Source organism: Bacteroides sp. 519 (genome assembly GCF_010500955.1).
In the GTDB taxonomy this organism is placed as follows: Bacteria; Bacteroidota; Bacteroidia; order Bacteroidales; family Bacteroidaceae; genus Bacteroides.
Window position 1 is genome coordinate 408,763 of sequence record NZ_QVMJ01000001.1, and the last position, 25,981, is coordinate 434,743.

Genomic DNA, 25,981 nt, shown 5'->3' on the forward strand with positions numbered 1-25,981 from the left:
AACTTTGTCTTACCTTTGTCTATGGAAGGGATTTTTCTGTCCAAAAGAAAAGCCAAACAAAGAACTTTACCTACACATTATCAGGCGGTTGTCCTCGTTTGGCTGAAGCTTGCTTTTTTATCAGACTTTTATTTTATACTTCGCTTGTACTACTCCATTTGTATAACTTATGCAGCTTTGCAATTCCCATTGAGATTCTTTCGGCTGCTTGGGGAATAGCGCAATTCCATTTCCAAGAATAACGGGTATCGTGGTTATTATCATTTCATCAACCATATTCTCATTAAGCAACATGGCTGTTATTTTACCGCCACCGACTAGCCAAATGTCTTTTTCGCTTTCATTGCGGAGATAAGATATATTCTCAATCACGTTTTCCGTAATAAAGTGAATATTCTCTTTTGTTCCCATCGAATTGCGGGTAACAACATAGGTTGTTTTATCCGTGTATGGCCAAACGAAGTCCATATTTAATATGTCCCGGTATGTTTGTCCGCCCATAATAACAGTATCAATGGATTTATAGAAATCGTCGTAACCATAATTTGTTTCTGGATTTATCGGATATTTTGTTAGCCAATCCAAATCACCATCGCTTCGGGCAATGTACCCGTCAATGGAAGCTGCTATGTATAATTTTATTTTCTTCATGATTATCAAGTGTTATGCAAAATACGAAAAAAGCGTGGAACTTACACTGCTCCGACACGAGGCACTGGTATGCCTTAAGAACGAAACAGGCAAGTCCACGCCATACTTTCGTATAGCATGAACATTGCACATTCCATCTCGTTCTTAATTTGAAAATTACCAGTTTTCGTGTCGAGACGTTCAGCGAACGTTATGTTATATATCTATGAAGTATCTGATATACTTCTTATTCTCTTAATTTTACGCATACAAAGATACTATATTTAATTTATTTATCTGCTGTCCGCATCATCCATTCTTCGGGTTAACGCTTTGACCAAGCGGTTTAGATATTCCGTTCGATTGGTTTTACGACTTCTGATTTCTAAAAAAATATGGTAAATATCGCTCAAATCGACCTTGAAAATTCTTCCGAAAATGGTCGCCAATGCTTTTATTTCTATCATTCCTGCATTGATGCTTTTTTCTTCGTGAATGCTATATATGAGTTCTCCAAGTGCCGTTTTCTTGTCAGTCCATTGAGTAGGAGGCAATTCTTCATTTATTTGATATCCGTTTTCTTCCTGATACTTCAATTTTGATAACTCACAATTCAGATAAGCCGCCAACATATCGTTGGCAAGCAGTTTAGCAACCTTGAAATCAAAATTGGTCGAAAATTTAGGATCGCGCTCGAAATAAAAACTTTCCAGATTCAAATCCATTTCATGGCGTCCTCTTAAAAAATAGTACTTGTCAAAGCAGCTTTGACCGGAACGATAGTATTGAATAAATTCAGCATTCTTATTACAAAAGCCATTTATTTGTTCGTGCTCTTTTCAAGATACGTTCTTATAGTAGCGAAATTTGAGATAGGACGTTTGATTTCCAAATAATATATCTTGCGAAGGTAAATCAATTTGCTAAACAATATGGGTTTAGTGTATTTGAAAAACGTGATTTCTTCGTCAAAGGATGGGAATTTATATTCTGAAACGAGAGCTTTTAGTTCTTCAAAAGCGTTCTCCATCATTAATATCATAGAAGGAGCATTTTGTACTATATTATACAATTCTGTTTCGCCTACCTGTATTGAAGCATTCAACTCACGGACTATTTTTTCTATCTTATCTTTCATAACCGTTGTTTTAGAATGAGAGTGAAAGCTATTTAGAATCTGATTCTTTGCTTTTAAAATTTTAAGCCCCAAATAAAGGGAGCCAATTACCTAAAATTGTAAATAACAGACATACCTTAACTTTTTAGCAACAAAAACACTCATAGTTTCTCATGTGGTATATAGCGATTATGGCTGTCATTTCCAGATGATTTTCAATGATATAACACCTAAATAAGTGTGGTTGAGATAGCGGATTAACAGTCTTGATGTTGACTATGACTTGTGGAATAAAAAGCGGGAGGCCATAGATAATTTCTTATTTCTGGCCTTTTCATAAAAACAATTTCAACATCTCCTCAGCGTGTGCCTGATTATAAGACAGCACATAAGCTATGTAAGGAACGAAAAGTAGCATGCTGAATAATAAACCTATTCCTAACGCTTTATATTCTTTATGTTTGAAGATTACATAGAGTACCCACATCAAATTGAGTGTCATTATAATATGCCCAACATGAGCTATTATATTCGCTTCATTCCATGGTAAAACAAACATGGACATTGTTCCAAGAAAATAAATTGGAAGAAATGTTATCATTAAATACGAAGCGTTTTTCTTTACCAGAAACACTAAAAATAAAAGCAGATACAAGAAACTTGTTGGAGAACAAGAATTAAATGCAACCCATTGGACTACACTAATTTTCAATTTTCCCAAGAAAAAGAATGTGCTACTCAAGGTTATGAGAAATAATAACCCAGCTAAAATAACCCCAATAATCTTCTCTTTTTTCGTAAGTATCATATCAATAAAGATTATAATGGTTTTACAGGAATGCAAATATCCACGATGAATTTATGTTCAGGATCCGCACTGTAATCATTATGATAGTACTCATAAGTAGGGCTATCGGCAGGTTGAAATCCGCTTTCAGTTAGCCATGAACATATCGTGTTCCATGCCTCTTCAAACTCTGTCTCTTTAAGTTCGAAGCGACCAACAGCATATTTGCCGGCTGGAATTTATGCTGTGTGTAAGCAAGAATTCGCTCTGTCATTACTTTCATATATCCGGTAGTTGTTCCGTCACTGCAACCATACCATTTTTGAGAAAGCACATCTTTATCGAATACAAATTGTACATCGCTGGCTGTATCAAGCAACGCACTGAAAATGGTAGCAGCTCCTATCTGAGTTTCTAGTTTTTGCTGCATTAGTTCTGCTGGAGCAAACGAAAGTTGGGAAACACCAAGTGCTGCTGCGAACTTTTTTGAGCGGAAAGGCTTTTTAGCTGTTGTAACAAACAGATAAAACTCTGTTTGCTGACGATTGTAAAGAAACCCCAGTTGTTCGGCTTTTAGATCGCAGGGGGAGGTGTATTGGAAGAGTAACCGTGAAACATCTTATTAATTTTAACGATGCAAAAGATAACTGAAATATGATAAAATGTAGAGTTTAAGGTAAAAAATCATTCTTGATCGTTCATTTCTTCATTGCCTCCGTTCTTAAATCCGTAGGCATTTTTTCAATTGCATATCGTAAAGCCGTGCGCGGCATTACTGCTTTTTTCGACACCACATAATCGAACACTTCCTGCTGGTAAGCTTCACTGGCAGCTTTAAGCATCCATCCGTAACCCTTTTGCACTAAATCATCTTTGTCGAGTAGCAGAATATCGGCTATTTCAAAAATGTCTTTCAGAAACAATCCTTTGCGAGCGGGGATAATTAATGTAACAGCAGCAGCTCGTTTTACCCAACGATTGGATGATATTGCCCACTTTTTCAGTCTGGCAACATATTCGGGGTACATCATCATAAAGTTTCCGATTGTATGATTGCACAACGTGTCGCAATCTGCCCAGTTGGTCAAATAATTATGTACCCAATACTCGAAGGTACTAAAATCGGATGGTTCATATTGCTTATGTAATGATTCAGCCCAGATACAAGCAATTACCGCCTCTTCCAAATAACCCGACTGCCAAAGCTCGTCGCATAGTTTGAATATTTCTTGTTTGGGTAGTTTTTTTATTTGCTTGAAGCTCAGTTTGCCTATTTTGCTCACTTCACCCATTCCTACGCCATGAACCTTTGCCGCTTCACCTGTTTTAAAGAAGCGATTGGAAGAAGCAAGCACTTTGGGATTAATGCTATCCATTAGTGTCTGGCGAACATCTGATAACAATTCGTTTTCTATGCTCATATTTCATTTCTCTGTTACGATAAACATTTCACTGTTGGATGTAAAGTTATTACCGTTAGTTACTTTCAGAAACAGCTTTCTATATACAAATATACATGATTTCCAATAATATAACACCAAAAAAACTTTGGTCAAGACAGCAAATAAGTAGTATTGACGTTGACTATGATTCGTGGAATAAGAAGCGGGAATCGATACAGAGTTTCTCTCAAATAACCCAAAGTTGCATCTTCACTGTCGATGTATTCAAGGAAAGATATGACTTTGCTTCTGATAATTTTTCTACTATTTTAGGGTATAATCCCACATGGATAAGAACAATACAGAAACAGGGCGATGTATTGGAAGAGAGGATACATCCGGACGATCGCACTCAGTTGTTGGAATACCAAATTGAGCATGGACGGTTTATCTATTCGCTTCCACAGGAGGAAAGGAACGATTATCAACAGATGTTTCAGTACCGGATACTGAATGCTAAAGGGCAATATGTAAATGTAATCAGCCGTCAGCAGGTTCTTGAGAAGGACAGGAATGGCAAGGCGTGGATTATTATGGGAGTTATCGATATATCTCCCGACCAACTATTCACGGAAAAAATCAAACGAACAGTTATTAATAGTAAAACGGGCGAGATACTTGCACCGATGTTTATTCCGGCAGAAAAACAACTAACTAACCGGGAAAAAGAAATTCTGTTATTAATACGCCAAGGTTTCTTGAGTAAAGAAATTGCGGATAAATTGAGTCTTAGTATTTATACGGTAAATAATCACCGAAAGAACATACTGGCTAAACTGGATGTAGACAATGTAATGGAGGCAATCAATACTGCCCGTGACTTGGGAATCATCTATTAAGGCAGCCAATCTAAACCCGAAAATAGCTATAAATAGCCATTTCACACTCCACCAGAACGCAATAATTTTGCACACTCTTTTTGTGTCTTAATGTAATAACAAGGAGTGCTTTATGGTATTTAATAAAACAGAAGAACAGGAACGTGAATATTTGCAACAGGTTGTCAGCTTACTGAATAAAAGCATCAGTAGTGCAGATGCATCGGTAAAAGAACGAGTGAAAACCCTGAACGAGCAAAAGCAATATCTTTGGGATAACCGCGATATCGACCCCCACGAAATAACTCAAGTCAGAGGAAATATCCTGAATGTTTTTGCCATTGGCGAAGAGGTTAAAGTATCGAGCAAATCCTATCAGGTGTATTAGATAACAAATACAAACACCAGACTTTTTTTGAGCAGGTTAACAAATTGCTCAATAAGCCTGCCACAGACTTTATCGAACGGATACAGTATAAGGCTTCTTTCGACTTTATTTCCCAACTAGACCGGTTTATCCTGCATATTGAGAATACTTATTTCAAGGCTACAGATGTAAGACTGACTAAATTTGTAGCCATACCAGCCAAATACATCGAAGAACAATTCCGCCGTTTCAATCGCTATCCCATGCGCTTGCGGTTTGAAACAATGACAGATTATATTCTGGAAATGGCACAAATTCAATACCATATCACCGTTACCACCGCCCAGCGGAACATGCTCAAGAAAGAGATTCGGAATATGTTTGCCGGGAATAATGATATGCAGGTTTATAGAGATTTCTTTGAATGGGTAGGCAAACCGGAACTATTCAAGATGCGCAAGAACCGCATTCTCGAATATGCGGATCTCGCTCCGTTGGCCTATCTGCATATTGCCTTAAACGGAAATAATATGCAATCCTCAGTTAAACATCTTTTAGTGGATGAGATGCAGGACTATTCGCCCATCCAATATAAAATTTTACAGAAACTTTACCCCTGTAGAAAAACTATTCTGGGCGATGCCAGCCAGTCGGTAAACCCTTATGGCTCATCTACTGCCGAAATGATTCGGAAAGCCTTTGTTTTGGGTGAAGTAATGAAGTTATGCAAGAGCTATCGTTCAACTTACGAAATTACCGAGTTTGCACAAATGATTCGAAAAAACGAAGAACTGGACCCCGTTGTTCGACATGGTGAGAAACCGCAAATCTTGAAATGCAAGAATGAGGAAGAAGAGATTGTTGCAATTGCTAGATTAATAACCATTTTTAAGCAATCCAACAACAAATCGCTTGGAATTGTTTGCAAAACCGAGTCACAAGCACAAGTACTATCGGATAAGTTAAAAACCTATGTCAACGATATTTATTTCCTTTCTAACCAAAGTTCTGCTTTTGTGCAAGGCACCATTATTACCTCAGCTCACATGGCAAAGGGCTTGGAGTTTGATGAGGTAATTGTTCCACAAGTAACCAACAAGAATTACAATTCAGAAATCGATAAGAGTATGCTTTATGTGGCAGTGACAAGGGCAATGCATAGATTGACATTGACTTACGATGGTTGCTTAACAGAATACCTATTTGTTTGCCATTGATAATTCTTTCTTTAAATAAACCATATCAACAAGCTGTACCCCTTCTTCAAATATCAGATGGTCGTAATTATCTGTAAAGAAGTTCTTTATCCGATGCGATTGCTTAAATCCGCAACTCTCATAAAAGGAGAGATTTGAGGGAGTTTCACCTGTTCCAACAAGCATTGTTTTATAGTTTTTTTTATAGTAATCGGAAATAAATTTTATCAATGCTTTACCATAGCCTTTGCCTTGGAATTTTTTATATGTAGCAATATTTTTCAATTCGCAAATTTCGTTGTCTATCCGAAGTACAACGCAAATGCTTTTTAAATCATTATCATATAAGGCAAATAGATCTCCATTTGGTAAATACTTGTCAATCATGTTTTCCTGTTCGTCGGCTAGAAGCAATAAGTCGAGGAACTGTTTTTTATTTTTTGTGACTTTTTCTATTTTCATTGTATTTATGATGTGAGTAACCTTTAGTATCACGCCTGTGGTACAAAAGTGCCACGCTTGTGATACAAAAGTATCTTAGTAGTGATACTTTTGTACCACGCTGGTTGGTACTTTTGTCTCAGGCTTAAAATAATGGTGATACTTTTGTCTCAGACTTAAAATAAAGCTGGTACTGTAATTGATTGGTTGATTGTTAGTTGTGTTGTGCTGGTTTAAGGCAACCATTCCAAACTATTTGTCAGCGGATTGGTTTTGCGCCATTGTTCCAGTTCTTCATAAGTTTTCACTCCACCTGTAAAAACAGCGTGGTATATCTCTATGCCCGGAATCATAATTCCTGCTGGCACATCATATTTTATTTGAAGAATTGTTTGGCGGATTTCGGGTGTTAGTTGTTTAATTATGGCATCAGTTGCCCGCTCTACTGTGCCATCATATTTTGATCCCCGACGGATATGTATCATATCGAACTTCCATGTATTCAACTCTTTGTCCGTGTACAAAATATGCCATTCCATGCATTCCTCTTCTGTATCAATTCCATTGATATACTGAACCTCTTTTAGGGGTAGTTTTTCTGCCAATTCCTGCATTACAGAAAAGCTCTCAGCTATATCAAGCTTATCAGTATAAATATGCATATCTATATCCCGGCTTTTCATTAATAAACCAGATTTAAGTGAGCCTACCAGATTGACAGTTGCTCCAATACGTTCCCATGCCGGAATAATGTGGTTTTCTTCTAATATCCGCCAAGCGGCTTGCTGATTTTGTTCCGCGAGTTTAAGAATATCCATGTTTTTTTATTTAAGTTCAATAATCTTCTCTGCTATCACTTCGCATCTCATTAAATTTCCACTCATTCCCATACCAACCGTTTCTAACTGATATAGATGTCGGGCTATTTTATGAAGATCAGCTCCCTCTTTCTTTAATTTAAAAACATGTGGAGTGTAACTTTGGTATTCATCCCTGAGATTTTCATTGTCGTTTACACCTATCGGATCCCAATCTTTCCACAAGATTTCGTCGATGGCTATATATCGTTTTTTATCTGCCTGATTCATACATGCCTGTTAAATAACTTTTATCCGGCTTTTATATGATGTTTCAATTTCTTCATCGCCCAATCATAATGACTCGATGTGGAGGATATGCAATAACTGCCTAAGTTAGTAGTCCCAGTCCACGGAAAATACTTCTTTGTAAATAACTCCTCATCAGTAAGTGGCTCAATAAGTTGCATCACATTGGCATGGCTTTCTTTTAAAAGTGTAATCGCTTCTTCCAACGGAGTTGTTTGGTGCTTCTTCCAAAACTCAACATTCATTTGTGGATATGTTTTCCAGTTATAAGGTCCGGGCAGAAAATGAACCATATTACCAACTTGATTGGAACGAAGCCAATTCAGTAATAATTGATGCCACTCGTATAGATGTATCAATACATCGCGCAAGTTTTTATCTCTATCTTCAAAGGAAAATGTACCCACTCGTTTTTCTTCCGGCATGGAATCAATCATCTTCCACAGTTTCTCAAACTGGCCGTTAGCGGTTACTATTAAGTCTTGCTTGTTAGTTGGTCTTGGCATAATTTGTTGTTATAAAATTAGGCTACAAAAATAGTATTTTTAGGTATGAATCGTCGTATTGGAGTGAAGTATTTTGTTAGCTTTGTAATCTGAAACAAAACCAGAAATATATGAATATAGTAACAGGAGCCGGTGGACAAGTAGGCTCGGCATTAGTGAGAGAGTTAAGCAGAAACGGGATGCCTGTTACTGCCATCATAAGGAATCAGAGCAAGGCTAATCTGTTCGATTCAAACGTGCAAGTACGGATTGCCGATGTGTTTGAAGAAGAATCGTTGATTAAGGCCTTCGATGGTGGAGAAACTGTATTCCTGCTTACTCCAGAGAATTTTCATTCGGAGGATGTTCTTGGTGATGGTCAACGGATGATTGCTACTTATCGTAAGGCAATTCAGGAGACGGGCATCCGACGGGTCATTGGTTTGTCTTCTATGGGTGCTCATATAGCAAAAGGTACGGGCAACCTGATGGTTTCACACTGGCTGGAAGAAGCCTTTGAGGATCTGCCCGTCGAAACTGTTTTTATTCGTCCGGCATATTATTTCAGTAATTGGCTGGTATATGCCGATGTGGTGAAAGAGTATGGCATTCTGCCTACTTTCTTTGAACCCGAACAGAAAATCCCGATGGTTTCACCACAGGATGTAGCCCGGTTTGCTGCTTCCATTTTTGCGGATTCAACTTTCACCACAAAGGTTGTTGAACTTACCGGACCGCAGAATTACAGCACGCAAGACGTGGCTCGTATTTATGGCAAATATTATAAACGGGAAGTCATGCCAAATCAAACACCCCGTGAGGAGTGGGTGCAAACATTGATTAATGCCGGCTTTTCTGGTGATGCAGCTTTCAATATGGCAGCAATGACAGCTACTTTGGTCGACGGAAAAGATACGCCTACAAGTGGGGTTGTTCCAATCAAGTTAGAAACCAAACTAGAAGATTATATTTATAACGAAACAGGTAAAAGAGATATCGACTCCTATATCGCTGCTTCTCCCGAAGAAACTCACGCATATCTGAATGAAATCAGAAATCTGATTCTGCAAACAATTCCCCAACTTCAGGAAACCATCAGTTGGGGGATGCCTACATTCAAGCTGCATGGTAAGAACATTGTGCACTTTGCTACGCAAAAGCATCACCTTGGCTTTTATCCGGGTGAAGAGCCAATCGTTGCATTCAATACACAGTTAGCTGATTATAAAACTTCGAAAGGAGCAGTTCAACTACCTTGGGGTAAACCGTTTCCCAAAGAGTTAATCAGAGATATGTTGTTGTATATAGCCAAAGCACACTCGGCTACCCGTTCATAATTTACAATACTTAAATTATCTTTAGGAGTATGTGTTAGTTCCTGTGTTTCAAAATTCTCGATAAACCACTGCGAACTGACCGCAATTGCCGGACAGCCATTCTGTAAAAACATACTGTGGTCGCCTTGATACCATGGCAATCCTTCTACAATTTCGGGAGTATCCCAAAGTACTTCGTGTAGTGTATCGAGAATGTTTTCGGGAAGATTGAATGCCGAGAAACAGGAAAGGCCCTCTTTGTATCCGGCTCCATCAATATTTATGTTCAGCAGTATATTGCCAAATTTACCTGAATTTTGTTCAATATACTTCAGCTGTCCTGGTGCTCCGTAATAATCTTCTCCGTTAAGGATAACCAATTCTACCGGATTGTTGAACTGTTTTTCTTTCAGCAACTCTGCTAATAACAATATGATGGCTACTCCTGTTGCATTGTCAATGGCTCCGGAGGTGCCTATTTTAGTATCAATGTGAGCAGTAACCACAATCCGGTTGTTTGTTCGATTGTCACTTCGGCCAATAACATTAAATGCCGTTTCGGGAATACGAATAGCTTTTGACTCCAACTCTACCTGTTGCCCTACACAAGCGAGGAGTTTTTCGCCTTCGGTATCTTTCATGTAAACCGATGGAATGTTGAAGTCGCCATCCTCGAACAAAGGAAACGGATAAACACCTCCTGCACTTATCGAATTACGTTTGGTGGCACAAACCAGTGCTTGCGGACAACCTTCTTCCAACAATGAAACAATATGCTGGTGTTCCTCGGGATTCCAAAACGGAAAGTTCTTCGGAGCTATTTGCTGAGAGGCAATCTCTCCATGTAGAAGAACAATTTTGTCCTTAATATCAGCCTCTTCCAATTGAGCAACAGTATTAATAGCTATTAATTTGCCTTTTACACAACACCCTGATGAGTATTCGGAAGAAAACACTTCAAAAAACGCTCCGTTACATGTTAGGGTTGCGCCATCGGTTTTCCAGTCAATAACCGACAGTTCAGTTGCTTCGGTTTCCCAACCCAGACTTTGCAATACATTTTTTACATAAGCTGTTGCTTTACGGTTTTTTTCGCTTCCCACCCGGCGTTCGCCAATTGCCGAGCACAATACTTCTAAATGTGATTTTGCTTTTTCTGTTAATGTTTTCTTGTCCATTTCTTGATTGTATTAAAATTGATAGGACAAAAATAGAGATTGCAAAGTACCTGTAATTGTAAAAAAGGGACAATCGGGAATCGAAATCAAGCAAAATAGTCGGAATAAGGTGCACAGGCAACAATGTATTCGCTTGGTGTATAACCGGAAAGAGCTTTGAAGTCCTTGATCATGTGCGATTGGTCGAAGTAGCCGCACTCGTGTGCAAGGGTTGTGAGTGAGGTTTGAGGTTTTGTTTCAAGTATATGCAATGCCTTTTGAAAACGAATTGTTCGAGAGAACTCTTTGGGGTTAGCACCCACATGTTCGGAGAAAACACGTTGAAATTGTTTGGTGCTTAAGCAGGCTGTGTCGGCTAGCAGAGATACATCGCTCTGCCCGTTGTTAATCAGCTGAATACTTGCCTCTATCCGCTTCAGGTTATGTGCAGCCAGGTGGCTAAGGCGTTTCAGCAAGAATTGTTCAATCAGAAGAATGCATATTTGATCATCTTCCGTACTTGTGAGCGCGTTTTCTAACGCAGCCAGTTCTTTATCTCCCAGATCGTTTGCTGTTACCCGAAGATTATTGATTGCATTTATTGGCAAATCAAAGAAAGCTTTGACACCAATCGGACGAAAGACAACAGAAATCATATCAATTTGCCCGGTATATTCAAGGTCGGCAAAGGTTCTTTCGTGCCCGTTAAGGAATGCGCGGGGATGAAACTTGTCTTCGTAAACCGACAACAAACGGTTGCCCCGGTGGAAAATGAGATTCATCATGCCACAAGGAACTGTTCGTGCCAATGTTGGAGAATTGCTAACTGTTTTCAGCAACCAGTAATTCTTTATGTATGGCGCAAGCAGAGGCGATGGCTGTATGATTTGAAATTCTTCCATAAAATAGTTTTTGTTTTAGACACGGATTGCGCGGATTACACGGATTAAGAAACACGGATTAAATAAAAGAATGAATTTATCCGTGTATTTAAATCCGTGTAATCCGCGTCATCCGTGTCTAAAACAAAATAATCTGTTAATCTGCGGTTAACACAATTTATTCTGCCAGAATGCCTAATTCCGCACCCGAAGCATAATCCTGCCCACGCTGCTCATTAAGCGCAGTAAAGCGGATGTATCTTGCTTTTACAGGTTTATCAAATATCACTCTTTTCTCGCGGCTATCTCTGTTGAAAGTTCCTGTATACACAGGTTCTCCCCATTCTTTGGCATCATTACTAACATGTATGGTGTAATCTTTTACATTACCGTTATTGCCTTCTTGGCGGGGTAGGTATGTAAAGCCTTTGATTGATTTTACTTCGCCTGCATCTAAGTCTACCCAATGTGGATATTTAGCTACGGTTACAGAATACATGGTATGCCATATCGTATTGGGGTCACCGTCTGTAAGATGTTTGGCATCTCCATAACCAACTTCCTCACTGCTGGCAAAAATAACTTCGGTAGCAATACTTTCTATTTTTTCGAAAGTCACAGTTGTACTTATATCAGCATTATCTTTATACCATGCAGTAACTGTACCACCATTACGTAAAGAAAATGGTTCGGTATAATCCTTTCCTTTTTCCACTCTTTTGGGTTTAGAAGCAGCATCCTTAACCGTATACATTATTGTTGTATTAGGACGGGTGGTTGATAATGTAACCATACCTGCACGATTGCGTGCAATTGTTAAAGGAATTTCTCCGGCGGTGGTAACATTGGCTGTTTCGGAAAGGTCTTTTCCGGCTGCCGGACGAATAATAAAGCTCATGGTATGATTAGATGCAAACACACGGTCGTCGGTTAAAGGAGGTCCTTGTCCGCAACTGTTTCCACCCAATCCGGTTGAACCAAGATCAAGGTGAAGATACGTATCACCTGCTGCCGGTAACTGGAGAGGATGTGGAGCCATTGTCATGTCGAGGGCAGAGTAGGGTAAAGCAGCAACCGATAAATGAGTACCTGCTACAAATACCGCACCTGCTCCGGAGTTATTGGTTAATGCACACCAGCGTACATCTTCGTGGTTAGCCATATCCTGTGGTTTGGGGAAGTTAACGAATTCACCTTCAACAGTGTTTTTGTGAATCTCAATAAACTGTCCACTCTTACGGTCGGCATAGTTATCAATCGGACCGCGGCCGTAGTACGCAAAGTTAGCATACTTTTGCGGAACTCTCATCACATATCCCAAGCGTGGCAATGCTAACGTTGGGTTACTAGAGGTTATGCTTGATTGAAGTTCAATTGAACCATCCGGATACACAGTCCATATCTGATTGGTTGTGAATTTGAAATCGTTTGTACCAAACGGACGATCTGTTAATTCCTCCAATGTAAATCTGCCGGAATCGGCACGGCCATTAATGCGTGCTGCATTAGGTGCTTGCGATTCTACTGTAAACGATAAAACAACCGTACCATCTTTCTTCTTAAATATGCGGTTGCCGGTAGCTTTGTGTTGCAGGTTATGTAATCCGTTTTCAAACCATTGGCGATATGCCCAATTGTCATTGTTTACAAATGCACGGAAAGCATCCAGTTTTGGTCCGTTTCCATTGGCAATTATAGTTTCGTTTCCATATAATAAGCTGTGAATAGTACCGGTATTGGTATCGAATTGCGTTTCAAAAGCAGTACCTTTAATGGTAACTATGTTTTCGGTTATGCTAAATCCCAGTTGTTCAGTACTTGTTAACGCTTCTGCAATTGACGGACGGTTTACGGCTTCTCTGAGCAGAATCTGTTCTTCGGCCTGTACAAACGATTTGTTGGCCCATGGCGCATCCTTCTTCAATACAAATTGAATTTTCAGGAAGTATTCCGAATTAACCTTCAATGTTCTGAGCGAATAAGGAATCCGGATTGTTCCACGCGAGCGTGCAGGTATTGTACCCAATTCGGCAGTACCGTTTTTCACTTCCTTTCCGTTTTCGTAGACCGACCATTTTACTTCATAATCCGATAAATCCTTGAAGTAGTATTTATTGAATACTTCGAATTGGCCCATGGCCAGATCCGTTGCTTTTACATCAATGTGCTGATAAACTTTTCTAACTTCGTAATATTGGGGTTTGGGCTCCAGATCGGCAAACATAATACCGTTCATCACAAACTGTCCATCGTTAGGGATATCACCAAAATCACCACCATAAGCCAGGTAGCGTTTTCCGGTGGCTTTATCGTAGTTGTAAAGAGCTTGGTCTACCCAGTCCCAGATGGCACCACCACAGAAGAAGTTAGTCGATTCAATCGCTTCCCAGTAATCAACCAGGTTTCCGCAAGCATTACCCATTGAGTGTGCATATTCCGAAATATGGAATGGATATTTAATATTAAAGCCCCCTTTTACTGCATTGCGAGTCCATGCAATAGAAGGATATTGGTTAGATCCCATATCAACAATACTGTTGTTGCGCTCGTATTGTACAGGGCGCGAGGTATCAACTTTCTTCAACTCATTGTATGCTGTTACAAAGTTCTTACCCGGTCCGGCTTCATTACCCAACGACCAGATAACAACCGATGGATTGTTGATTGTGGCATGAGTCATTTCGAGTACACGTGCTACGTGTGCATTTTCCCATTCGGCAGGATGAGAGAGTGAAGCAGTTCCATAGTAGTACTGATGCGATTCGATATTGGCTTCATCTTCCAGATAGATACCATATTTATCTGCCAGATAATACCAGTATGGAGCAGGTGGATAATGCGAGTTGCGCACATGGTTAATGTTGGCTTGTTTCATCAACATAACTTCCTTTTCCATCATTTCGTGGGTTATGGTATGCCCTACAGCCGGATTTGTTTCATGGCGGTTTACACCTTTCAATTTCACCGGTTTACCGTTTATATAATAGTAACGTCCGGCCAATCCGAATTCATCTTCCGAAGCGGGAGTATCTTTAATTTCAACTTTGCGGAATCCTACATAAGTTGAAACAGTTTCAATGGTTTTGTTTTTCTTATCTTTCAGCTCGGCAACCAATGTATATCTGTATGGTAATTCGGCCGACCATTTTTTAGGTGTTTCGATGGTTAAAACTGCATCTGCTGCTTCAGTTATTCCGTTAGGATTTACTGTTGGGATGTATGCATCTTTACTTGCTACTACCGTATTTTCGTCAGAGTACAGTTTGTTTTCATACAACGTATATATCAACCGATAATCCTTAACGGCTTTCTTTCCTAAATTGCGGATATCCGCATTAATGGTAAGCGAACCATTGGTATATGTATCATCAAGGTCGGGAATAACAACAAGATTCCTGATGTGTGTTTTTGGGGTTGAGTATAAAGCCACCGTACGGAAAATTCCAGGTAAGCGAAACATATCCTGTGCTTCGAGGAAGGAACCATCGGAACTACGGTAAACTTCGGCAGCTATTATGTTCTTGCCCTTTTGCAAATAAGGGGTAATGTTAAATGCAGCAGCATTACGCGAGTTTTTAGAAAAACCAACATATTTGCCGTTTATCCATAGATAGAAGAAAGAATCTACCCCATCGAAGTTAATAAATACTTCACGACCATCCCAATCCATTGGGATATCGAACTCGCGGCGATAAGACCCTACTTCGTTACGATGTTTAAAGGTAGTCCATTCGGCAGGCGGAGTACGCATTACGCCACCGCGCCAGTCGTCTACTTTCACACTGTGTTGAAAAATAACCGGTTGATTTACATAAATAGGAGTACCATACTTTTGGCTTCCATCTTTTTGTATTCCATATATATTCCAGTTAGAAGGAACTGCAATTTCATCCCAACCCGAAACATCAAATTCGGTTTTGTAAAAGTCGGTTGGTCGTGAATCCGGATCGGGAGCCCAGTTGAACTTCCAATCACCGTTCAGCGATTTCCAGAATTTACTGTTTTCCGGTAATACTTTACGTGCACTCTCGGTATCAGGGAAAGAAAAGAACCGGGCACGTGGTTGCTCTTTGTTTAAGGCAATGTTTTCGGGAGATTCCCATTCATTACCCTCAGGCGCTTCTGCCTGAAAATAGTTATACCCTTTTAATGGTGGATGATCGGCCCAAACCTGCATTGTTGCCATACAGCATGCAAGCGCCAGGATAGTTTTTCGCATAGGTTTTCAGAATTAAAATTGGTTATTATTCTATGATTTATATAAAGAGACAAAGATATATGGTTTTATACTCATCTCAAGACATAAAAAAGAATAATTTAAGTTTTTTGTGCCACAAGCGTGTGTAAAATCCTATAAAATCGGCTGTATTTCATAGTTTTATATCAGATATAATGCCAGTTTGACAGATAAATAGTATTTTTGGGGACGAGGTAGAAATTATATGATAGTGTTAATTAACAATCGCTTCTTTTGAAGTATAAAAATAGAAAGATGATACCTGTTCCAAAACATTTAAAAAGTATCTTAAAACCGATAGGAGATAGTAATAGTGAGTTTGAAGTCACGGGGAAAATTACTTGTGATTGTGGGTCTGAGAGTTTTACAATTGAAATCGTTGCTGATGATTCCGATTACTCTAAAGAACAAGTAATCAAAGTAACTGAAATTGACGGAAACTATTTCTTGATAGTAAAAGTAAAGTGTAATAGTTGCAATAAAGAGCATTTGATTTTCGACAATGACTTTCACGGATGGAATGGATTTGTTTGTGGAGGCGATTCAAAAGACCAACCAAGACCAAGTACTAAAAAATGGCATTGTAACAAATGTTATAAATCTGAACATTCAATGATAGTCAATATTCATTCTCAAGGACAAGAAGATTTTATAGAAGAATGTGGAGATGAATTTGATAAAGATGATTGGGCAGAAGGTTTTGATTGGATTACAATAAAGACAATATGTAATGCTTGTGAGGAAGTTAATGATGAGTGGATTTCTTATGAAACAATGTAAACCGTCCGACAACTTGACCAAGATTACGTAGCTTGCGAGATTGTAATGGAGGGTTAAACAACAAGATGCCAGCGTGCAACTTGCGGTTTGCTATTTCCTCAGAAAATGTTTTTTCGCCATTTTGCTATCACTGCTATCACTAGCAGTGATAACATTCTGATAAACAGTTGATTAAATTAGTGGCAGATGCAGTGATAGTAAAAAATATCTACCACTGCTATCACTAAGGTGTTTTCTATTAGCTGCTAAATATCAGTGAGTTATAAAAATATAACTCATATTTATCCTCTACGTAGAAATTGGAAATCAAAATTTTCCAGCATGTGAGATGCACATGAAACAACTAGTTTCATTTTGGTTTTGTGCAGTGAAACAAGTAGTTTCATATATAGGAAACCAACTGTTTCCTACATAGAAAACAAGTTGTTTTCTACATAGAAAACTGTTGGTTTCCTACCGTGAAACTGTTAGTTTCCTACTGTAAAACTGTTAGTTTCTTACCGTGAAACAGTTAGCTTCCTACTGTGAAACCAGAGGAAAATTGAACCGCTGAGTTACGCTAAGTTACGCAGAGTTTTTATTTTGATGCCGCAGGAAAACTAAAACTCCGCGTAACTCAGCGGTTCAAAAACTCAGAATGGAATAGAATTGTGTACTTGGTTGGGAGTTAAAAGGAGTTATTGTCTATCTAAACTTGGGAAATTCTCCATACCTGGATTTTCTATAGTAATTATTTTGGTATATCCTTTTGCATCTGAAAGCATATAATTAACACATAAATAATATTCTTTAAGCAACAATCGTTCTGCGATTATTTTTTCACCCTCTATTTTTATACTTAACAGTTCCTCAATCGGGAAATCTTTATATTCTTCATCAACATGATAATCTTTTAATAATGTAAGTGTATAATCACCATTTCCACTAGAGATAACACTTTCGGCTTTGGGATGAAGGTGATCTATGGCAAGATGATTGCTGGTTATTTCAAGTGGATATCCTGAATCCTCAGTTTCTTTATCACTGGCACATGATGTCAAGCAGACAATCATTGTTTTCATATTCTTCTTATTTATTAGGTGTTATACCAATGTGTTTTGCGGTGTTAATCTTTCTATTAAGTCAATTTTGTTTACGCCATAATCCTTAGAGCATGATCCAAATATAAAAGCCAATAAAAAGAAATGATAGATAGAAAATTTTGTCATAAATTGGTTGGTTTTAGTTATTATTCGCTACAAATGTATAAACTAAATATGAATTACAATAAATTTAATATGAATTAAAAAGACCTCCCCTTTGCGAGGCCGCATGGTTCAACCGGAACGGTTGTTAATCTTGGTAGCCCGTTGCTTTAGCTTCGGGATCATAAGATGGCATAATCAATGCATGCCGAAGGTATGCTATCTTGATAATTACAATCTGTAACTAAACCAAAGAGCCGGTACAAGATTTTCTTCTTCCTTTTCTTTCTTATATCCTTTAAACTTCTTTTTTTTGTTATTGTTAAGTATATAGTTTAGTCTGAATTCTTTCAGGAGTTAATCAATTAAAATGAAAAAAAGGATGAGTCTATCAGAATTTGTAATTGGATTAGCCGACGATTATAAGCTTCATGGGCGTTATCGTACAGCTGAGACCTATTTAACTACCTTGCGTAGTATGTTGTTGTTTCATAAAAATGAAATTGAATTACACAATTGTTTTGCTCCGGATTGGTTGCTTGCCTATCAAAAGCACCTGATCAATTCCGGCCTGAGCCAGAATACTGTTGTATTCTATATATCGCATGTTCGTGCCATGTATAATAAAGCAGTAAAAAACGGTCTTGTTGAATCCCAATCCGGTTTGTTCGATCACTTGCACACCAAAACAGTTCCAACTTTGAAGCGTGCCGTATCAGGCAAAGTTATTTCTACAATCAGCGAAGCCGACTTTAGTAGTAATTCTGGTTTAGAATTTGCCCGCGATATGTTTATGCTCAGTTTCTATCTTCAGGGCATTGCCTATATAGATTTAGCCCATTTGCTTAAAACCGATGTTTATAACAATAATACAATTGTTTATCGGCGGCGTAAAACCACTTCAACTGTTCATGTAGCAGTCGATTCGGTTGCTTTGAAAATTATCCGGAAGTACGAGAGTAAAACAGCTAACTTGCCTTACCTTTTGCCAATACTTAATAGCACCAATGCGGAAGATACACAACGTTTGTACTCCAGTTCGCTTCGTACATATAACCGGCGACTAAAGAAAATAGCTGCGCAGTTAAACATCGAAGAGAACCTTACCTCGTATGTATCCCGACACAGTTGGGCCACTATAGCCTATCACGAGGGGGTTCCTACTGCTGTTATTAGCCAAGCTATGGGGCATCAAAGCGAAGAGGTTACCCATGTTTACCTTAAATCCTTTGATCAACCTATTCTGTTACGTGCCAATCAGGCAGTTATAAATGCTGTTTTAAAAATGAGTAGTAAGCAACAAGTGCAATCTAAGAAGAATAAACCACCTCGTTCTAATTGGCAGAATGATGCTTCGGGTGGTTAATAATGATTACACGACTTGGGTCTGTCTCTTGTTAGAAGATGGACATTGAATCTGTTGCAAAGATAGGCTAAATAGATGAATTGGCCAATAGTTAGCGAATAAATGCCAATTTTTCTTTTATCGAAGTTTAGTAACAGGATTATACAGTTACTACTTAATATATAATACAGATGAAGAAATATGATTACGATCAAATTATTCTTCACTCGATTCTTTAACTCTAATTAACGCAAATTGTTGTATAATCCTCCTTTTTCCTTCCAATTTCGCATACTTCCCCCTACCCAAATGCTTTTGGGGTCTTATTATTAAAAAAAGCAATAAAAATCAAAGTGTAATAGACAGCCTTTGATGATAATATTCAACAATTAATGTTGCATATTACGAATTGGCTTTGTGGTCTTAGTTGCTCGCTGTCCATCTTCTAACAAGAGACGGACTTTTAAACGACTAACGACTGATAGACGCGATGCTTAACGAAAAAACCTTGTACTTAATTTATCTGCTTCATAAAGCCAATACACTATGTGCAGATACCAACTTATCTATGTTCCGTACTGAGAAACGACGTAATGCTGTTTTAGAGCGTGTTCGTTTACGTAGTTATCTGGAAGGGGCTAAGAGTAATATTGACAACGAAACATTGACTAATATCCTTCTTAGTCTGCGTAAAGTGGTTGATTCTCCTTTCATTCCTACTGAATCAAAACGCGAGTTTCCCCGTAGTGTTTTACAGTTTAACCGTAGCTTTAAGCACTGGTTATCAGGGGTAAAATCTTCGTCCGAAGTGTTAAATGCTAAAAAGTAAAAAAGTAAATCGTAATCTCATGACCCGAATAATACTGATATTCATCCTTGTTTTCACGCTGGCCTCAGGGGTAGCTCGCAGCCAGGAAGTTTTCCCTTATCGCCTTTACGATCCAATTCCAAGTATCGCAGTGAAGAGTAATCTTCTTTACGATGTAAGCTTGGGGCTGAATCTTGGCGTTGAGTTAAAACTCAATAAGCGTTTTACCCTTGATGTGCCGGTAATCTACAACCCTATAAGTTTCAAGGACAACACCAAGTGGAAAAACCTAACCGTTCAACCCGAAGTTCGCTACTGGCTTTGCGAGTCGTTTGTAGGTCACTTCTTTGGTGTTCATGGTCACTATTCCAATTTTAATGTAGGTAACATAGGTTTCATTAGCGGCTTAAAAGACCACCGCTACCGCGGTTGGCTAGCTGGTGGAGGCGTTTCGTGGGGTTACCATTGGTTGCTATCTCCCCGTTGGTCCATGGAAGCCACTGTTGGCTTTGGCTATGCCTATATTGATTACGAAAAGTTCGAAGCACCCAAGTGCGGGCCAAAGCTCGACGAGGGTACTACACACTACGTTGGCCCTACTAAGATTGGGTTGAGTTTGATTTATTTCTTGAAATGAAAATGAAGCTACTGATTTTTGAAACGCAGATTAACGCGAATTAACGCAGATTAATCTCTAATTGGTAATTGCCAAAGTAATTATGAACACTTGCTTAAAATAATCTGCGTTAATCCGCGTTAATCTGCGTTTCAAACAAAAAAATAACATGAAGATGAAAAATAAAAATAAACTGAGTCGTTACCTACCATACGGCATCGTAACTCAAAACTCAAAACTCAAAACTCATTACTTTATAACCTTTATAACCCTTTTTATAACCTTTTATTCTGTTCCCGTCACCGCCCAAAATTACAAAGGCTCCGTTTACGTAGAGTCGACCGAGTTTTCCGAGCGCAACGACAGTTTAATTGTTTGTTTCAACGTAAATGTTGAGGCTAGTGCTGTGCCTAACTGTTCGGGCATGTATTTTACCCCCGAGCTTCGAAATGGTAAAAACACCCTCGATCTTCCTTATGTACAGCTAAATGGTAAAACCCGCAGCAAAATTAACAGCCGTTGGTTTATGGTTGCCAGCAACGAATGGCTTGCGCTTTACGATGCACCCCAAATGATTGTTAACACCAATAAATATACCGACGAGAGTATGAGCTACCAGATTGCTATCCCTTACGAACGTTGGATGGATAATGCAAGTTTGTTTCTTCGTCAGGAGTTGATAGGTTGTCGTAGTCAGGTAAATATGTATACCTATAAGTTGAGCGATCGTGTAAAACTTGCTCCTCGTCCCCCTTACGAAGTACAATCGCTGGTTGCTCTTGTTGATCCTAAAGTTGAAGTAAAAACCCGCAACAGACAAGGAAGTGCTTTTCTTGACTTTCAGGTTGGTCGTTCGGCAATACTTCCCGACTTCCGTCGGAACCCGGTTGAGTTAGGAAAAATCAACAATGCTTTCCTTGAAGTAATGAGCGATCAGGATGCCGAAATAACCGGTTTGTTTATTGAAGGTTATGCCTCGCCCGAAGGCAAATACGCCAGCAACGAGAAATTGGCTCGCGAACGTGCCACTGCCTTGAAAGATTATATAAAGAATCATTATATGCTGGCCGAAAATCTGTTTACCGTTCGCTCCATTGGCGAAGACTGGGCAGGTCTGAAAAGTAAGATTGAAGAGAGCAACCTTACCCAGAAAGAACAGATCTTAGCTATTATTGACAGCAGTGCCGATCCCGATGCCAAAGAAGCCCGTTTGAAAGGCTTATCGGTTTACAATGCTTTGCTTCGTGATGTTTTCCCCGAACTGCGTCGTGTAGAATATCAGATTGATTACGCAGTACGTAGTTACACCACTACCGAAGCCCGTCAGCTGATGAACACTAACCCCGAAAACCTGTCGCATCTGGAACTCTACAGTGTAGCTTTGGAGTACGGTAAAGGCACTGCCGAATATAAAAAGATTATTATGGAAACCATTCCTAAATACTTCGACAGCGACCCCGTAGCTTTGAATAACGCCGCTGCCCTGTTGATAGAGAATGGTGAAGAAAACACCGCCCTGCGATTATTAGAAAAAGCTCCCGCTTTGCCCGAAGCCTGGAACAACCTGGGTATTATTTACATGCTACGTGGAGAACTGGATAAAGCCGAAGACTTATTAAACCAAGCTTCTATTGGTGGAGTAACCGAAGCTGCCCACAACTTGCAAGAGTTGGCAAAGAAGAGAGAAGACGAATTGAAACGGAAATAATAATGTGCCAATGTGCTAATATGCCAATGTGCCAATTGGCTGCGCATAATTAATCAATTACATAATTACATTCCTATTGGCACATTTTTACATTGGCATATTATCCTATTGACACATTATCCTATTGGCATATTAGCATATTGGCACATTATCCTATTGGCACATTAGATTTTATGAGAGAGAGAAATTTATACCTATACCTGCTTTGTACCCTGTTGTTTGTATTAGCCTCCTGTGGCACTAACAACACCCGTAAACGCCATCTAACAGAACGCTTGTTTCTGGAGCGTAGTCGCATTACTATTACCCATCCGGGCGTACGTCCGGGGCAAGGTACTGGTAGTCAGGGACCGATGGTGTTGAACGAACAGGTAAACTACAGTGAACAGCCACAACTCGCAAACATTAACGATAACAATCCGGACGAATCCCGGTTGGATACCAATAAAGTATACACGCTGTCTCAGGTAACCGTTACTTCGCGTGCCCGCTTTGCCCCCGTGCGCGAAGGGCAGGTTAACATAGATTTTATTATCCATGTTCCCGAGGCCTACCTATCCGACGATTTTCAATTAACCATTACCCCCGAGCTGATTACTCCCGATTCGGTAGTAAACCTTGACGATGTGGTGTTGCGTGGTAAAAACTTTATCGAACTACAGAAAAAAGACTATGAACGTTTTCAGCAATACCTGGATGGAATTATTGATCCTTCGGCCTACGACTCTGCTTTTGTGAACCACCGTGGGGTGAACCGTGAACTGGGTAAGCGTCGTCAAACAGAACTCGACTCTTACTACAACAAATGGGCACTGATGCAGGAATACCGCGACTGGCGCAACACCCAACAAGCCAAATACGATGCCTATAACGTAAAACACAGTGAAGAATTACGCCAGAAGCTGATAAAGCACGAACAGAAGTACCGGCCACAGTTTAACCGCCGACTAGCTATGCGTGCCGACACCACCGAGCTGGGCCGTAAATACCGTGCAGAACGTAAGAAGATCATTGCATCGTCGCCCGTAAAACGGCAGATAACATTGGATGCCATTCCTGTGCAGTATCGTGAGTTTTACTTCAAAAACATCACTCCCGAAGATCTGGGCCCATTGCTACCGCGCGACAAAGACTCCATTGCACTGGCCAACGAGTATCTGTTACACGATAAAATAGCTGCTAACGAGGCAAGAGGTTCGCGCCAGCAAGAGGTGTTTAAGTACATGGTGCCTGCACCTTACCGTCCGGATGCCCATTACAGTACAACCATTGTTCCGGGTAAAAACTACAGCTACCGCTACACGCGTACCTATCCGGTAACGGCTGGTATGAAGAACCTGAAACTAACTCTTGGTGGTAACATTACCGCAGTAGACCGCAGCTACTATAAAATACAATATATAGATACGTTAAGCTACGTAATATCCTCGATGGACGAGCTGGCCGATGGCAGCTTGCTGGGTAACCCAGCCTTCACAGCCGATCAGCGTACCGAATATATGCACGCCCTGAAACTGTTGAGGAACCGCGAATACCAACGCGCCCTGAATATATTGAGCGATTATGATGATTACAATACCGCTGTAGCACTAACCTGTTTGGGATATAACGGCCGGGCATACAATATGCTTGCTACCCTGCCTCAAACAGCAAACACACACTACCTGGCCGCCATTTTATGTAGCCGGTTGAAGGAAATGCAGGCCGCAGTTGATCATCTGATGGAAGCTTGCCGACTGGATCCGGGCAAGATAAACAGGGCGCAGCGCGATCCGGAGATCAGTAAGATGATACAGGATTATAATTTACAAGAACACCTTAATGCAATTGAAAATTGAGAATTGCCATGCGGATGGTATTTAGACAGAAGAACAAAAGAACAATCGGGGAAACCCATAATTATTTATTAACCAATAAACAAAAAGATGAAAATGAAAATGAATTTTAAGTATGCAATGATGGCAGCTGCAATTTCTTTGGGATTTGCAAGTTGTTCAAATGACCCGGTGGCGGACAAAGACCCCATCGTTGACGCTCAGGAAGCCTATATCAGCTTTAAAGTAAAACAAGCTGGCGAAGCTACACGTGCGGTTTCCAGATATATTGCAACAGATGAAGAAAAAGCAGTTTACACATCAAAAGTGTATGTGTTTAACTCGAACAAAGTATTGCAACAGATTGTAGATTTGGATGTAAATTCAACAAACGATGGTGCTGAAAAGATTTTCAAAACTACTGTAGGTAATCACTATTTTCTTGCTGTTGCCAACGAACCGGTAATTCCGGTAGCTCTTGGTACTAGCTTAGACAATTTGGTTGAGGTAGTCAACAATTTGAATATGGCTAAGTTCTCGACCTTCCTTGACCCTTGCGATGGCGATGGTAACTTTACTGGCAAAACAGGAACAGGTTTCTTTATGACCAGTGGTGTTAATGTTGACGAAGGTACTAACAGATGGTACAAAACTATCGACTACTGGGAACAAGAAATTGTTGCAGCAAAAGATCCTGCAACCAGTACTGTTACAGTTGCTGATATCGATCCTAAAAACCGTGTTGTAGTGCCTATTGGCCGTGCAATGGGAAAAACTGTTGTTACAATGGATGCTAGCAAGTACGATGTGAAGAACGACAAAGGCGAAGTGCTTGGTAAAATTGAAACTCCTGAGTACGCGTTGGCAAATAATCCGGATGACATGTATTATTTCCCATTCTTTGGTACATTGCAAAGATTCCAAACTCCACAATGGACAAACTTCAACAAAACTACAGCTCCTCAAACCTATTGGCCTGCTTTGCATGCTGCCGATTTTGGTGATGTATCTGTATATGGTGAATATGGAGTTGATGCTATCAATGAAGTTTTTGGATACAGAAATGTTCCAACAAAACCGGCTCATGCTATGAGTGGTGCTGAAATTACAGAATCAGCTTTCTATGTTGTAGAAAACACCAATGAAGTTCCTACTTATGGTAATGCAACTATTGCTCAGGTAAAAACTAAATTTGTACCCGATGCTGCTGCTTGGGAAGATGCAGCTGTAACAGGTACTTTCTACCGTGTTTGGTTGCAACATGATGCTACTACCGGCGATGGAGAATTTGTGACTAAAACAAAACAAGGTTTCTGGGGAAGCAAATCAGCTATTTACGCAGCTTATGGTGTAGCTGATGATGCTGGACTTAAAGCTTTGGATATGTATATTAACGAATATACAGATGGTTATTGTTGGTATATGATTCCTTTGCGTAACACATACCTGCAACCTAATGATACAGATAAACAAAGGAACAACGATGCTATTGTTTACAGTGTAATGCGTAACCATTTCTATGATGTTACTGTAAACAGCATAACCGATTGTGGTTATCCTGGTCCTGGTGGTAAAAACATAGGAGATCCAGATCAACCAGGTCCTGGTGATGAAACAGATCCAACCGACCCATTGGATCCGGAAGGAACTCCTTTCATTCATGTATCTATCGAAGTTAAAGACTGGGTATGGGTTAGCCAGGGCGAAGATCTTGGTATCCGTGACTAATCTTGTTATCAACGGCCT

The 25,981-nt window shown here is 39.6% G+C and carries 23 protein-coding genes and 2 pseudogenes; 11 read left to right on the plus strand and 14 right to left on the minus strand.

Annotated features, from left to right (window positions below):
• Positions 1–120: 120 nt before the first annotated feature.
• The 6 genes and pseudogenes from D0T85_RS01900 to D0T85_RS01925 form a co-directional block, all read right to left on the minus strand.
• Complete coding sequence (locus D0T85_RS01900; protein ID WP_163209621.1) at positions 121–651, minus strand: dihydrofolate reductase family protein; 531 nt, start codon at positions 649–651, stop codon at positions 121–123.
• Between the two features lie 272 nt (positions 652–923).
• Positions 924–1,768, minus strand: a pseudogene (locus D0T85_RS23150) (RteC domain-containing protein).
• Positions 1,769–2,081: 313 nt separating this feature from the next.
• The gene (locus D0T85_RS01910; RefSeq protein WP_163209623.1) at positions 2,082–2,555 is read right to left on the minus strand and encodes a hypothetical protein; all 474 of its coding nucleotides are present in this window, start codon (positions 2,553–2,555) and stop codon (positions 2,082–2,084) included.
• A gap of 11 nt (positions 2,556–2,566) precedes the next feature.
• A complete protein-coding gene (locus D0T85_RS01915; protein ID WP_163209907.1) occupies positions 2,567–2,773 on the minus strand; it encodes a GyrI-like domain-containing protein in 207 nt (68 codons plus the stop codon).
• Complete coding sequence (locus D0T85_RS01920; protein ID WP_163209909.1) at positions 2,686–3,096, minus strand: YbaK/EbsC family protein; 411 nt, start codon at positions 3,094–3,096, stop codon at positions 2,686–2,688. The genes D0T85_RS01915 and D0T85_RS01920 overlap by 88 nt, the downstream gene beginning before the upstream one ends.
• 136 nt (positions 3,097–3,232) lie before the next feature.
• The gene (locus tag D0T85_RS01925) at positions 3,233–3,955 is read right to left on the minus strand and encodes a DNA alkylation repair protein (RefSeq protein WP_163209625.1); all 723 of its coding nucleotides are present in this window, start codon (positions 3,953–3,955) and stop codon (positions 3,233–3,235) included.
• A gap of 95 nt (positions 3,956–4,050) precedes the next feature.
• Here D0T85_RS01925 and D0T85_RS01930 point away from each other — a divergent pair, with 95 nt between their 5' ends.
• The 3 genes and pseudogenes from D0T85_RS01930 to D0T85_RS01935 form a co-directional block, all read left to right on the plus strand.
• Positions 4,051–4,815, plus strand: a complete 765-nt coding sequence (locus D0T85_RS01930) for a LuxR C-terminal-related transcriptional regulator (protein ID WP_163209627.1) — start codon at positions 4,051–4,053, stop codon at positions 4,813–4,815.
• A 112-nt stretch (positions 4,816–4,927) separates the two neighbouring features.
• The gene (locus D0T85_RS23155) at positions 4,928–5,182 is read left to right on the plus strand and encodes a hypothetical protein (protein WP_370459910.1); all 255 of its coding nucleotides are present in this window, start codon (positions 4,928–4,930) and stop codon (positions 5,180–5,182) included.
• A pseudogene (locus tag D0T85_RS01935) lies at positions 5,152–6,378 on the plus strand (3'-5' exonuclease); the annotation flags it as partial. The gene D0T85_RS23155 and the pseudogene D0T85_RS01935, both read left to right, overlap by 31 nt.
• On the opposite strand, the gene D0T85_RS01940 reads toward D0T85_RS01935, so the two are convergent.
• From D0T85_RS01940 to D0T85_RS01955, 4 genes are all read right to left on the minus strand, one after another.
• Positions 6,361–6,819 carry a GNAT family N-acetyltransferase gene (locus D0T85_RS01940; RefSeq protein WP_163209629.1) on the minus strand — a complete coding sequence of 153 codons (459 nt, stop codon included), beginning with the start codon at positions 6,817–6,819 and terminating at the stop codon, positions 6,361–6,363. The pseudogene D0T85_RS01935 and the gene D0T85_RS01940 sit on opposite strands and share 18 nt — an antisense overlap.
• 212 nt (positions 6,820–7,031) lie before the next feature.
• Positions 7,032–7,616 (minus strand): phosphoglycerate mutase family protein, encoded by a 585-nt coding sequence (locus D0T85_RS01945; RefSeq protein WP_163209631.1) that lies wholly within the window; start codon positions 7,614–7,616, stop codon positions 7,032–7,034.
• Positions 7,617–7,622: 6 nt separating this feature from the next.
• Positions 7,623–7,886, minus strand: a complete 264-nt coding sequence (locus D0T85_RS01950; protein ID WP_163209633.1) for a hypothetical protein — start codon at positions 7,884–7,886, stop codon at positions 7,623–7,625.
• 20 nt (positions 7,887–7,906) lie between these two features.
• Complete coding sequence (locus D0T85_RS01955) at positions 7,907–8,410, minus strand: ClbS/DfsB family four-helix bundle protein (RefSeq protein ID WP_163209635.1); 504 nt, start codon at positions 8,408–8,410, stop codon at positions 7,907–7,909.
• A gap of 110 nt (positions 8,411–8,520) precedes the next feature.
• On the opposite strand from D0T85_RS01955, the gene D0T85_RS01960 reads away from it, so the two are divergent.
• Entirely contained in the window at positions 8,521–9,726 is a 1,206-nt protein-coding gene (locus tag D0T85_RS01960; protein ID WP_163209637.1) for an NmrA family NAD(P)-binding protein, read from the plus strand.
• Here the strand turns inward: D0T85_RS01960 and D0T85_RS01965 are convergent.
• The 3 genes from D0T85_RS01965 to D0T85_RS01975 all read right to left on the minus strand — a co-directional run bounded on the left by D0T85_RS01965 (position 9,636) and on the right by D0T85_RS01975 (position 15,962).
• On the minus strand, positions 9,636–10,883 hold the full coding sequence (locus D0T85_RS01965; RefSeq protein WP_163209639.1) for a M28 family peptidase: 1,248 nt from the start codon (positions 10,881–10,883) through the stop codon (positions 9,636–9,638). The two genes, D0T85_RS01960 and D0T85_RS01965, sit on opposite strands and share 91 nt — an antisense overlap.
• 86 nt (positions 10,884–10,969) lie before the next feature.
• Positions 10,970–11,764: a helix-turn-helix domain-containing protein gene (locus D0T85_RS01970; RefSeq protein ID WP_163209641.1), complete on the minus strand. Its 795-nt coding sequence runs from the start codon at positions 11,762–11,764 to the stop codon at positions 10,970–10,972.
• Positions 11,765–11,921: 157 nt separating this feature from the next.
• Positions 11,922–15,962, minus strand: a complete 4,041-nt coding sequence (locus tag D0T85_RS01975) for a glycoside hydrolase family 2 TIM barrel-domain containing protein (RefSeq protein ID WP_163209643.1) — start codon at positions 15,960–15,962, stop codon at positions 11,922–11,924.
• A 273-nt stretch (positions 15,963–16,235) separates the two neighbouring features.
• Here D0T85_RS01975 and D0T85_RS01980 point away from each other — a divergent pair, with 273 nt between their 5' ends.
• Positions 16,236–16,760: a hypothetical protein gene (locus tag D0T85_RS01980; protein ID WP_163209645.1), complete on the plus strand. Its 525-nt coding sequence runs from the start codon at positions 16,236–16,238 to the stop codon at positions 16,758–16,760.
• 677 nt (positions 16,761–17,437) lie between these two features.
• On the opposite strand, the gene D0T85_RS01985 is transcribed toward D0T85_RS01980, so the two are convergent.
• On the minus strand, positions 17,438–17,821 hold the full coding sequence (locus D0T85_RS01985; RefSeq protein ID WP_163209647.1) for a hypothetical protein: 384 nt from the start codon (positions 17,819–17,821) through the stop codon (positions 17,438–17,440).
• Positions 17,822–18,326: 505 nt separating this feature from the next.
• Between D0T85_RS01985 and D0T85_RS01990 the strand changes: the two genes are divergently transcribed.
• The 6 genes from D0T85_RS01990 to D0T85_RS02015 all read left to right on the plus strand — a co-directional run bounded on the left by D0T85_RS01990 (position 18,327) and on the right by D0T85_RS02015 (position 25,963).
• Entirely contained in the window at positions 18,327–19,310 is a 984-nt protein-coding gene (locus D0T85_RS01990) for a site-specific integrase (RefSeq protein WP_163209650.1), read from the plus strand.
• Positions 19,311–19,779: 469 nt separating this feature from the next.
• Entirely contained in the window at positions 19,780–20,118 is a 339-nt protein-coding gene (locus D0T85_RS01995) for a hypothetical protein (RefSeq protein WP_163209652.1), read from the plus strand.
• Positions 20,119–20,137: 19 nt separating this feature from the next.
• Positions 20,138–20,734, plus strand: coding sequence for a DUF3575 domain-containing protein (locus tag D0T85_RS02000; RefSeq protein ID WP_163209654.1), 597 nt, complete (start codon positions 20,138–20,140; stop codon positions 20,732–20,734).
• A gap of 154 nt (positions 20,735–20,888) precedes the next feature.
• Positions 20,889–22,421, plus strand: coding sequence for a DUF3868 domain-containing protein (locus D0T85_RS02005; protein ID WP_163209656.1), 1,533 nt, complete (start codon positions 20,889–20,891; stop codon positions 22,419–22,421).
• Positions 22,422–22,594: 173 nt separating this feature from the next.
• Positions 22,595–24,259, plus strand: a complete 1,665-nt coding sequence (locus D0T85_RS02010) for a hypothetical protein (protein ID WP_163209658.1) — start codon at positions 22,595–22,597, stop codon at positions 24,257–24,259.
• A gap of 93 nt (positions 24,260–24,352) precedes the next feature.
• Positions 24,353–25,963 (plus strand): Mfa1 family fimbria major subunit, encoded by a 1,611-nt coding sequence (locus D0T85_RS02015; RefSeq protein WP_163209660.1) that lies wholly within the window; start codon positions 24,353–24,355, stop codon positions 25,961–25,963.
• The last annotated feature ends 18 nt before the right edge of the window (positions 25,964–25,981 follow it).